Source organism: Candidatus Bathyarchaeota archaeon (assembly GCA_026014805.1).
GTDB lineage: Archaea > Thermoproteota > Bathyarchaeia > Bathyarchaeales > SOJC01 > JAGLZW01.
The window spans coordinates 77,121-87,826 of record JAOZHR010000029.1 but is presented as its reverse complement, the minus strand read 5'-3'; the positions used below and the strand labels follow the sequence as shown (position 1 = coordinate 87,826).

Genomic DNA, 10,706 nt, shown 5'->3' with positions numbered 1-10,706 from the left:
GTGAGGGGATAGCCAAACAGATCGGTTGGGCAGACTACTTCCCAATCGGTGTACAGCGGGTGTGTCTTCGGATAGTACATCCATTCCCATCCGAAGTATATGGCTGAGAGGTATTCTATGTATATCCGTTCTCCTGGTGTAAAGGGCATATGTCCTACCACATCTTCTACTGTGAGGTTGAGAGTGAGCGTCATGTTCTCTACATGATACTTGTCGGTCAAGCCAGTGGGTAAAAGCGCTAGTGTGACGTTATCGCAAGGATTAAGCAATCCGTCGCCATTGTCTTCCCAATCTAATGTTTCGTAGTCATTGACGCTGCATTCAGGGTAAAGCTCATGCCAGATTATGCCAGTAGGATCATCGATCTTCTCGTTGAGGATTATGTCTATTGACAATTCTTCAACGTGCCACCAACCATAGTACAAATCTGCGTACAAATCGTGCAGCTCAATGTTATCGCAATAGTCTAGTACTCCGTTACAGTTGTCTTCCCAGTTAGTTATGTTAAGAGATGGACTATATAGAGGATAGACTTCGTGCCATGTGGAATTCACCACAGTGGTTTTAATGTTGTACATTGTTTCGAATGGGCCTTTATACTCAATGTACCATTCTTGCTTTGGATCACTTAGATTGGATATGAGCATGGTGAAGGTTACTCTGTCAACGTAGTACCATTTCGTTTCTTGAGTTGTCTCGTTCAACATGTCGATCTGGTCGCCGGGACTAAGCCTGCCAGGGAAGGGATCTTCTATGGGTTCTTTCCAGCTAGTGAGAAGGTGGTAGTTGCTAAAGCTTGGATAAAGCTCATGCCATTCAATGCCAATAGGATCCATAACTTTTTCGTTAAGGATTAGGTCAGTAGCAGACTCTTCAACATGCCACCATATTCCCATCCAATCTTCAAACATGATATAGTCGCAGAAGTCGAGATAACCATTGCCGTTATCCATCCAATCAATAATGTGATATGGATGCCCCGTTACCCCGTGGTAAACGGGCCACACTTCGTGCCAGAAAGTGCAGATAGGCATGTATATATGTGGTTCTAATGGATCATAGGGTGGATTAATTGGCGGGTTCTTGTACTCAACATACAGAAATTCTTGGTAATCCTCACTGTACAAGCCTAATGTCAACGTCACTCTGTCCACATGATACCAACGTACCTCCTGAGTCACATCGTTAGTCATGTCGATTTGATCTGGAGGATCGAGATATCCATTCCCGTTGTCTTCCCAACTGGTGAAAGTCCAACTCTCACAATAGTCAGGATAAATTTCATGCCATGGAGTTCCCCATGGGTCAAATGGGTTGATTATGCCCATCAACGAGTGCATGTGAACTGGCGTAAGAGACGGACCATCCATGTGAATTGGCGTAAGAGACGGACCATCAAGGTAAATGAGGTCATCCTGCGGCAGCGCACTTGAAGGTAAATTAATGCCAACTAATAACAAAGATGTAACAAGCAAAGTCAAAGCAAACAGCGTAAACACTTTCTTTTTATCGATATTCAGCATATCTTCTATCTTCTCCTTTCTATTTTCGGTATGTACTATTTCTGTAACCTGCTTAAAAAAGCCTATGGAACATAGTTCCAATTTCTGGCCTAAAGGCGTAAAACGCCTAATCTTCAAAGCATTATCAGAAAACATCAAAAAGTGACTTTCACAGCTATATTTTCACTTTATCCCTACGGAAATATACTACTAAACAGACAAAAACCATTAAAAGCTCGGTGAATAGACAATTAAGAAAAGGAGTAAGGCTCGTTGCTTTCTGCCAGCGTTTTCAAAGATGAAACCAAACTTGACATTAACTATACACCAGCGAAACTTCAACACCGCGGTTATGAACTTAAACTTCTGAACCATTACTTCCGCCACACTATAGAAACTCCGGGAAAAATGACGCAACGTGTAATTGTAACTGGCAAAATTGGAACTGGGAAAACCGTGGTGGCTCAGTATTTCGGGCGAACCATAATGCGCGAAGCGCAGCAGCGTAACATCAATCTCCACTATATCCACGTGAACTGCCGCCAAAACAGAGGCAGCTTTTTTCTAATACTGCAACAACTAGTGACGAGATTTCATCCAACTTTTCCAAAACGAGGGTACTCTGCTGAAGAATTACTGCAGACCTTACTTCAAATTCTTGACAATCAAAACATCTATCTCATCATCGCCTTGGACGAATTAGAATCACTCATACGGAACGAAGGTTCCGAGCCTCTCTACAAGATAACTCGCGTAGAAGAAACCCGTGCCAAAGCACTTGGGCGACTTTCGCTTCTATGTATCCTCCGACAACTAAGCTGGCTCAACAAGTTAGATGCAAGTACTAGGAGCACACTTCAGAGCAACATAATCGAACTGGGCGCCTATACAAAGGTACAGCTACAAGACATTCTAGGCAACCGCGTGACATTAGCCTTCAAGCAAGGAACTATTCCTACGGAAACCATAACACTTGCAGCAGAGTTGGGTGAAGAGGAAGGGGGAAATGCACGTTATGGCATAGAACTTCTTTGGAGAGCTGGGAAATATGCGGACACAGAAGGAATTAAAGAGGTTTCACCTGAATATGTCAGAAAAGCTGTGGGAAATGTTTATGCAGGAATACGGCGAGACGAGATTGCGGCTTTAATCTTTCACAAAAAGCTATTTCTACTCGGCATTGCACGGCGTTTCCAGCAAACCGGTGGGATTCATCTATCAATGGGTGAAGCGGAAGAAGCTTATACTATTGCGTGCGAAGAGTTCGACGAGAAACCGCGAGGGCACACGCAACTCTGGAAGTATATTCAGGAGCTTTCAAACTTCGGCGTTATCAAGGCAGAGCTTTCCACTAGTGGTCAACGGGGCAAAACCACCTTGATAGGGCTACCACGTATTGCCGCGGCAGACTTGGAAAAAGTGTTAAACAAAACTCTAGAGCGCGCCAGACGAGGACATGCGCTATGAAAGTTGAAGACATATTCTCTTCCAGAGGAAGAGTTAGAATTATGCGCATTCTCTCCGAGATAGGAGAACTAAACATTTCCGGCATCGCAAAACGCGCAGGACTAAACTACACTACAACCAACGAACATTTGCAAAAGCTAGAGAATGCAGGTTTGATAAAACACAAGTCTTTCGGTCGCATTCGCATTTATCGTTTCAACGAGGAAAACGCAAAAGCGAGGGCTATAAAAGATTTGATGGAATTGTGGGAACAAGAAAACAGCGTATACGCCAAAAAAATAGGGAGGGGGGAGGGGAGGGGGGGGTAGGTCTGCATCTATGTCCCCTTGGGCTGCGATAGAAGTAGCACTCATACTGCCTTTGATGAAGCAGCCGCTGAACATCGATGCTGACCATATTTTTAGGAACTTTGCAAATAGCATAATTGGAAAAACGGAAACATTTAAAATAAGAATAAGCATTGCGGAAGCAGAGGAAAAGGTTCCATAAATTGATTATAAGCAACCTCTAAGGAAAGGCGTGAAATGTATGAGTATGGTAGATATAAGCAAGAAGCCAGAAGTTTTTCGCGAGGCAACAGCTAAAGGCACAATAAAGTTGAAAGCCAAAACCATGCAGCTAATCAAGGATGGGAAGGTTGAGAAGGGTGATGTTTTCAGTTTGGCGAAGATTGCAGGCGTTTTAGCAGCTAAAAAAACGAGTGAACTTGTCCCGCTGTGTCATGCCCTACCGTTGTCCACCATAGACATTTCAGTTGAAACTGCTGACGAGTCAATGGTAGCTGTGGAAGCAACGGTCAAAGCCTTTGCAAAGACCGGTGTGGAGATGGAAGCGCTAGTAGCCGTTTCTGTTGCGCTTTTGACAGTATGGGATATGACCAAACAATATGAAAAAGACCGCAAAGGCCAGTACCCTACAACCGTTATCGAAGACGTCAGGGTTTCGCGCAAGGTGAAGAAAGAGTGAGTCAATCTTCACGGAGGCATAAAGCTGAAGCACCAACCCAGCTTAGTTTCACCGTCATAATGTGTAGCACATCCCGTTTTGCCCGTCTAAAAAATGGGAAGCGGATTGATGATCCTTCAGGGGACTTGATTGTTCAAATGCTTAAGAGTTTTGGCCATGAGGTGGCTTCTCGTGTTATAGTGCCAGACAACGAAAACCTGATCAAAGAGGCTTTGGAAGAGGCTCTGCAGAATGAAAATGTGTTGGTTGTTGTTATTTGTGGCGGTACAGGAATTGCACCAAAAGATGTGACTATCGAAACTATCACTCCCAAGTTGAAGAAGATTTTGCCTGGCTTCGGTGAATTGTTCCGTAAACTAAGCTACGACAGGATGGGTTCTGCAGCCATGCTGAGTCGTGCAGTCGCTGGAACCGTAAATGGTAAAGCTGTCTTCTGCATTCCTGGAAGCATAGACGCTGTGAGGCTTTGTCTCGACAAGCTTATATTGCCTGAAGCAGGTCACATCGTGAAGCACGCTCGGGAAAAACCATGATAAAAGACAACTTCGGTCGCCCTGTTCTAAACTTGCGATTTTCAGTCACTCAACGCTGTAACTTACATTGTCCCTACTGCCACCGCGAAGGTCAAGAGAAAAGGCCCGACGCTTCTGTTGTCGAAATGACTGCTACAGAAATTGTCCATCTGGCGAAGATAGCTGTTGACTTGGGTATACGGAGAATCAAATTGACAGGTGGTGAACCTTTGCTGAGAAAGGACATTCTAAACATTGTCGAGGGTATTGCTGGTTTGGAGAACTTGCAGGATTTGTCGATGACCACAAACGGAATTTTCTTAGCATCTATGGCGAAGAATTTGCGGGCTCGCGGTTTGATAAGAGTCAATGTTAGTTTGCCTTCTTTGAATGAGGATGCTTATTGCAAGTTGATGGGTGGTGATTTAAGAGATGTGAGGAGGGGAATCAGCGCTGCAGTTAAGGCAGGGCTATATCCAGTTAAAGTGAACATGCTGGTTTTAGCAGGCGTAAATGAAAGCGAAATCCCTGAAATGATCCAGTTCACCCGAAGAAGTGGTACATTATTACAGCTGATCGAGCTGGAACCTATCAACCTCAGCAAGACATACTACGAACGCTACCATTATCCATTAGATAAGGTTGAAGCAGAGCTGGCAATGCGAGCCGTACATGTGGAGGTAAGACCACACATGCATAATAGGCGCATATACGAGATGTCAGATGGAAAAGTTGAGGTAATCCGCCCCACAGAGAACACCGAATTTTGCGCTCACTGCACTAGGTTAAGAGTAACAAGTGAGGGAAAACTGAAGCCTTGCTTGATGGTGAACACAAACTTAGTTGACGTGATGACTCCTTTAAGGAATGGAGCAGCCGAAGAGGAATTAGTGAAGCTTTTTACGGAGACTTGTCGGAAAAGAGAGCCCTACCACAAACAGCTAGCACATCAAATAGTGAAATAGGATAACCTTTCTTAATGTTGCCATCCAGCACTGCGCCCTAAGCCTACAGGTTCCAACATCTAATATCCATCATGCTCCAACGGGGTGAATAAGAACAATGATATCTCGGCTCATCAAACGCGGTGACAGATGACAGCAAATTATATATAAAGGATCAAAGCATTATGAACGTTCGTACTTTAAGGAACGTGACAAAATGAGAAGAAAATCTGCATTCATATGCGGCTTATTCATAGTTGCTTTGGTTTCGCTATCAACAATTAAGGTGGCTCAAGCATATATTAAGCGCTCTGAATGGCAACCGCCTTTCGTATGGTACGAGTATGACAATGTCTTTCACGATTATGACATTGTTGCTTATTCAAACGGTTCAACTGCTACACTGAGGATACCTGTACTAAATGACTATCATAGCCCCTACATGAACATCACAATTGTAAGGTTAGTTTTTGACAATGGTTTTAAGAAAACCCTAAATTACACTGCAAACCCTATAAAAGTAGATTATTATGATACCCACTGGTTTGAGATCAGCTTCACTGCTGACGTAGACAAATTTTCCCAATATACTCCGCATGAATATGATATCAGAGTAGACTATAACTATCCATACACAAGCTACTGGTCTGTGTCTTGGAGCAGCTATTATCCTGCCTACAAGTTTGCTGTGTTCACTGCTGATCAAGAAGACGTCATTGAAGCTAAGAAAAGATACGATGCACTATATCAATCTTGGAGCTCCTTCAGTGGTGTTGAAGCTCGATGGCTAGCACGTCAAGCTGCAATAGAAGGAAGCATGGCTGAAACGCACCTTTCAATTTGGGACTTGGCCAGTGCGAATACGTCTATTTGGAATGGCATTGACTTATTTGAACAAGCATATGCAGCTGATATAGACTACCTGACAATTTACCAGGATGCTCAATTGAACCAAACTATGACCCAGTCTGAGGCACTCAAGATGCAAGCTGACGCAGCCATGACAGAAGCTGACGCATCTATGCTTGAGGCGAACTCTACCAAAGTTCAAGCTAACGCAGCCATGAATCAATCCTATGCATATCTCTTGTTCGGCTTAGGCTTCATCATCATCAGCATTGGCGTACTTGTGTATGCAATGAAGAAGCCCTAATCACCTTAGCCAACTACTGCATGCGTATCTGCTGGCTCTAACAACCTTCTTTTTTTATTTTCGTTTTTCAGCCGCATGCAAACTGTTCTTGCTGTTTTTCACGGTCTTTTGCTAGTGAAGACGCAAGGTTTGCATGTGAGTTCACTTTTTACTGGGGTGCTGAGATGGGGTGCTCTGTTCCATGATTTTTATAATATTCTTGGCTTGTTTTTTATTTCCAGTAATGTAGCTGACTTCGTCTTCTTTGAAGTTGAACCAGTTAGCTATGCCTGCAGCCATATCCGTGTTGCTTTCAAAAATGATTTCCAAATAAGGCAGGACATCTTTTTGCGCTACCGCTACTGAAATGTGCATTCGCCGTTTTACCTTCTTCCCTATTTCCCTCTTCTTTGCTCTCTCGGCTCGGCTAGTTGACAACATCCTTATTCTTTGCGGAAACCTAAACGGGATCCATCCAGTCGGCTTCGACTTGTCCCTAGCCATCGCTACCCCTGCAGTCATGAAGTCAATCATGTACCGCATCAACTTCCAATTCCGTGTCCGCCTAATCCTTCCCCTATACAAGTCGGCCATTGCCAACGCTTCCATAGCATTTGCCAACTCGCTTGGAACGTTAAAATGATGAGGTGCATTTTCGTAAATCCATTCGAAAAACATGTCCAAATCAACATCAACCATGCCGACAGTCTGCTTAGCAGCCTTGCAACTTTTTCCATATAAAACCTGGCGTAGAACAGTGAAAATAACTTCTTTGCGGTCTCGATAGGCAAGCCAAGAGACATCACCATATGTAAGCCTCCGCTTTCCCTGTCCCAACGCCTGTAAATCATTTACAGCCGACCGGATGTCACCTTCACTTCGCTGAGCGATAAACCTTACAGCTTCCTCATCAGCAGCAATGTCTTCTTTGGCGCAAATCTTCTTCAAATGCTTCAACACTTCGCCTGCCGATGGCTTTTTGAACTCGATTACTAGGTATTTTTTCTTGTTTCGAAATGCTATGAACTTTTTGTTCCAGAAATCGTTCGCGATTAGAACGATAGGGCACCGTGTGTTTTTTATTATTTCAGTAATGGCTGGGATGGCTCCTCTATCTACTGTGCCATAAATTCCATCCATCTCGTCAAGGAGAATTATGCGCTTTTTTCCGAAGAAACCACCATATTGAGAAGCTAATCCAGCAAATTGGCGGATTTTCTCCTCAGTGCGGTAATCACTGGCGTTCTTCTCTACGAACTCCATGCCAAGGTCGCTAGCTAAGGCTTCAACTGTTGCTGTCTTGCCGACGCCTGGTGGACCGTGAAGGAATGCGGCTTTCTGTGAAGGAACTCCTTTCTCCCACGATTTTAACCATTCTTTGAATTCGCCTATTGCTACTCGGTTTCCCACAACTTCTGTCAAAGATTTGGGCTTGTACTTCACTGTCCATGCAGCATGCACTACAGATTAGCCACCTTTCAACTCGTAACCTGCCTCAGCAAGCCTCGCCAACAACGCACTCAACTGCACCTCTTCATCTGCGCCTTCAGTAAGGCGGAAATCCACTTCGCCCACTACGTCTGCCAGTTTAACCTTCCAGCTTTCTGGAACGTCAAGACGGAAAAGTTCTATGTGAATCTGTTTTATTACGTCGCCTCCAGCCACGCCATACTTCATAATCATCTCCCGAAGCCTCTTTCTTGCTTCAACGAAGTTGCCATCCATCGCGATTTTTATCATGGCGTGAACGTCTGCTGGGTTTGCTCTTCCAACCACCGAATAAACCGTTTCTGAGCTTACAGGTTTCCCAAGGGAAGCGGCTGCCTGTAACGAGTTGACAGCTTTCCGCAGATCACCTCTGCAAATGTCGTAAATTGCGTCTAACCCATCCTCTAACAATTCTGCGTTTTCGTTTTGGGCTATGTGCTTAAGATATATGTCCTGTTCCTCTCGAGGCAGATAGCTGAAACGGAAAGGGGCGCAGCGGCTTTGAATCGGCTCGATGATTTTTCCGCTGTAGTTAGCTATTAGGATGAATCGGCAAGTTCCGGTGTACCTTTCCATTGTTCGCCGTAAAGCTTGCTGTGCATCTCCAGTCATATTGTCTGCTTCATCTAAGATTAGGATTTTGAATGGAATTTCTCCAAGACTCCGCACACGAGCAAAAGTCTTCACGGTTTCGCGAACAACGTTTATGCCCCGTTCATCGCTTGCGTTCAGTTCCATTAAATTCTCTCTGTAAGTGTCGCCGTACAACTCGCGAGCTAGACATAAAGCTGCGGTTGTTTTTCCTGTTCCAGGAGGACCAGCAAAAATGCAGTGGGGCACGTTGCGGGATTTTGCAAAGCTGGCAAGGCGTTCTACGATGTCTTTCTGGTTTACCATTTGGCTTAAGGATTTTGGGCGGTATTTTTCTGCCCACATTTCATAGCTCATGTAATTCTCTCCGAATGATACTATACACTAGATTTATAGTAAGATAAATTAATTCTTTAGTAGATGTGCAGCGGTGGTACCTGAAGGAATGGGGGTTGAATGTTAGAAAGGCGATGCTAGGAAGATTTCCACAATCCGTGGATGCTGCAGTACTCTCTTGCCCAGATTTTCTCCGCTGTGATTTCAAACTCTGCTTCTGGTTTGTCTCTTGGTTTTAGGAATTTTCTGTAAATTCTGCCATCGGCAATTATTTCTATCCATTCAATATAGTGCTTTTGTTCCATCGGATGCGGGACTGAACCAACTTTCACGCTTATTCCTTTCGCAGTTTTTTCTATTACAGGGACATGTTTTTCTAAGCCTGTATCCGTGGTCTTTTCCGCAAGTAACTCCATTGGCTGACCGCAACAGACGAGTTGTCCCACTCCCGCATGCAAAACTTCAACTATGTTGCCGCAAATGTTGCATTTGTAAATTTGTTTTTGTTCTGTCGTTTTCTATCCCTCCTTTTAATATTCTTCACATTTAAGCTGGAAGTAGCTTCGCGGGTGATCACATGAAGGACATTCTTCTGGTGGTTCCTTTCCAAAGTGAATATATCCACATTCTCGGCATACCCACCAAACATCTTTTTCCTTTTTGAAGAAGGTTCCTGCCTCAACCTCTTTTAGCAGTTTCTTGTATCTTTCTTCATGATGTTTCTCTGCTTTACCGATCGCTCTTAATCTTATCGCGATTTCAGGAAAGCCTTCTTTTTCAGCAACTTCGGCGAATTCTGGATACATTATTGTGTTCTCGTAGTTTTCTCCTGCGATTGCTGCCTTCAGATTCTCTGCTGTGCTGCCGAGAACCGTTGGGGCTACTGCTTCAACTTTAACCTCATCTAGTTCCTCGCCACTTTTCTTTTTCAACCTGCAGATTAACTTGAATAGGTTGCTCGCATGCTCCTTCTCGTTCTCTGCAGTAATGAGGAAAATCCCCCCAATCTGCTCAAAGCCTGCCTTCTTGGCAACCTTTGCATAGAATGTATAGCGGTTTCTTGCTTGACTTTCACCGATGAATGCTTTTACCAGATTTTCAATGGTGTTTTTCATTGTTACCTACCTTCTGTCCGACTCATAAAATGTGTCTAGTTATTTAAATTTTCATTAACTGATTCGCTCACCGCTTTGAATCTTCTACTCTGGGAACCCCTTCTCTCCGCGTGTAGCATGTGTACGCAGCATGAGTTTTTCAGCGATTTCCTTTCCAAGTTGTCTGCATTTTTCAAGCCCTGCTTCGTCCGGTACGTATTTGAGTAGAACTGGTGGTTCCATCAAGTGCATTTCAAATCTGTTTTTCATGATTTCAAGAACCAGTCGTGGTGCTTCACCACTCCAGCCGTATGACCCGAAAGCTGCTCCTATTTTATCTTTCAAATTGACGTTTTTCAAGGCAATTTTCTCGAGAAGATTCTTAATATCAACAGCCATGTCATGATGGTAAGTTGGGGCTCCAATTGCAATAGCGTTATAGTCAGCGAACTCTTCAGGTCTTGCGTGAAACTTTAGTTCAGCTTCAACTCCTTGAATTGCTTTAGCTCCTTCGGCTACTGCTTTAGCCATCTTTTCGGTGTTTCCAGTTCGGCTATAGTAAAGAATGAGGATTTTTTGCATATAGAGACTCCCTTTAAGTTGTTCTGCGATGCGTCTGTGTGGTATACTCACGTTTCTCCTCAGTTTCTTTGTTCATCTAATCACTTCCTATT

At 43.9% G+C, this 10,706-nt stretch carries 12 protein-coding genes and 1 pseudogene; 7 read left to right on the top strand and 6 right to left on the bottom strand.

Annotation, left to right across the window (positions count from 1 at the left end; all coding sequences use genetic code 11):
* Positions 1–1,658, bottom strand: a 1,658-nt coding sequence (locus tag NWE91_08210; GenBank protein ID MCW3986371.1) for a hypothetical protein, incomplete at its 3' end; no start/stop codon positions are given.
* Between the two features lie 117 nt (positions 1,659–1,775).
* Here NWE91_08210 and NWE91_08205 point away from each other — a divergent pair.
* The 7 genes from NWE91_08205 (at position 1,776) to NWE91_08175 (ending at position 6,544) form a co-directional block, all read left to right on the top strand.
* Entirely contained in the window at positions 1,776–2,969 is a 1,194-nt protein-coding gene (locus NWE91_08205; protein MCW3986370.1) for an ORC1-type DNA replication protein, read from the top strand.
* Positions 2,966–3,277 (top strand): winged helix-turn-helix domain-containing protein, encoded by a 312-nt coding sequence (locus NWE91_08200; GenBank protein ID MCW3986369.1) that lies wholly within the window; start codon positions 2,966–2,968, stop codon positions 3,275–3,277. Before NWE91_08205 ends, NWE91_08200 begins: the two co-directional genes overlap by 4 nt.
* Positions 3,278–3,287: 10 nt before the next feature.
* Positions 3,288–3,458, top strand: a complete 171-nt coding sequence (locus NWE91_08195) for a hypothetical protein (protein MCW3986368.1) — start codon at positions 3,288–3,290, stop codon at positions 3,456–3,458.
* A 39-nt stretch (positions 3,459–3,497) separates the two neighbouring features.
* On the top strand, positions 3,498–3,935 hold the full coding sequence (gene moaC / locus NWE91_08190) for a cyclic pyranopterin monophosphate synthase MoaC (GenBank protein MCW3986367.1): 438 nt from the start codon (positions 3,498–3,500) through the stop codon (positions 3,933–3,935).
* Positions 3,932–4,468 carry a MogA/MoaB family molybdenum cofactor biosynthesis protein gene (locus NWE91_08185; GenBank protein ID MCW3986366.1) on the top strand — a complete coding sequence of 179 codons (537 nt, stop codon included), beginning with the start codon at positions 3,932–3,934 and terminating at the stop codon, positions 4,466–4,468. Before moaC ends, NWE91_08185 begins: the two co-directional genes overlap by 4 nt.
* Positions 4,465–5,412 carry a GTP 3',8-cyclase MoaA gene (gene moaA / locus NWE91_08180; GenBank protein MCW3986365.1) on the top strand — a complete coding sequence of 316 codons (948 nt, stop codon included), beginning with the start codon at positions 4,465–4,467 and terminating at the stop codon, positions 5,410–5,412. Before NWE91_08185 ends, moaA begins: the two co-directional genes overlap by 4 nt.
* 196 nt (positions 5,413–5,608) lie before the next feature.
* On the top strand, positions 5,609–6,544 hold the full coding sequence (locus NWE91_08175) for a hypothetical protein (protein ID MCW3986364.1): 936 nt from the start codon (positions 5,609–5,611) through the stop codon (positions 6,542–6,544).
* Between the two features lie 141 nt (positions 6,545–6,685).
* On the opposite strand, the gene NWE91_08170 is transcribed toward NWE91_08175, so the two are convergent.
* The 5 genes and pseudogenes from NWE91_08170 to NWE91_08150 all read right to left on the bottom strand — a co-directional run bounded on the left by NWE91_08170 (position 6,686) and on the right by NWE91_08150 (position 10,665).
* Positions 6,686–7,984: a replication factor C large subunit gene (locus NWE91_08170; protein ID MCW3986363.1), complete on the bottom strand. Its 1,299-nt coding sequence runs from the start codon at positions 7,982–7,984 to the stop codon at positions 6,686–6,688.
* Positions 7,985–7,990: 6 nt separating this feature from the next.
* On the bottom strand, positions 7,991–8,959 hold the full coding sequence (locus NWE91_08165) for a replication factor C small subunit (protein MCW3986362.1): 969 nt from the start codon (positions 8,957–8,959) through the stop codon (positions 7,991–7,993).
* A gap of 116 nt (positions 8,960–9,075) precedes the next feature.
* A pseudogene (locus tag NWE91_08160) lies at positions 9,076–9,447 on the bottom strand (desulfoferrodoxin).
* 21 nt (positions 9,448–9,468) lie between these two features.
* Entirely contained in the window at positions 9,469–10,053 is a 585-nt protein-coding gene (locus NWE91_08155) for a rubrerythrin family protein (GenBank protein ID MCW3986361.1), read from the bottom strand.
* 84 nt (positions 10,054–10,137) lie between these two features.
* Positions 10,138–10,665, bottom strand: coding sequence for a flavodoxin domain-containing protein (locus NWE91_08150; protein ID MCW3986360.1), 528 nt, complete (start codon positions 10,663–10,665; stop codon positions 10,138–10,140).
* Positions 10,666–10,706 lie beyond the last annotated feature (41 nt).

Coding starts and splice junctions, on each gene's coding strand:
- NWE91_08155 (MCW3986361.1), bottom strand. CDS start 10,053: ATGAAAAACACCATTGAAAATCTGGTAAAAGCATTCATCGGTGAAAGT.
- NWE91_08200 (MCW3986369.1), top strand. CDS start 2,966: ATGAAAGTTGAAGACATATTCTCTTCCAGAGGAAGAGTTAGAATTATG.
- NWE91_08175 (MCW3986364.1), top strand. CDS start 5,609: ATGAGAAGAAAATCTGCATTCATATGCGGCTTATTCATAGTTGCTTTG.
- moaC (MCW3986367.1), top strand. CDS start 3,498: ATGAGTATGGTAGATATAAGCAAGAAGCCAGAAGTTTTTCGCGAGGCA.
- NWE91_08195 (MCW3986368.1), top strand. CDS start 3,288: ATGTCCCCTTGGGCTGCGATAGAAGTAGCACTCATACTGCCTTTGATG.
- NWE91_08165 (MCW3986362.1), bottom strand. CDS start 8,959: ATGAGCTATGAAATGTGGGCAGAAAAATACCGCCCAAAATCCTTAAGC.
- moaA (MCW3986365.1), top strand. CDS start 4,465: ATGATAAAAGACAACTTCGGTCGCCCTGTTCTAAACTTGCGATTTTCA.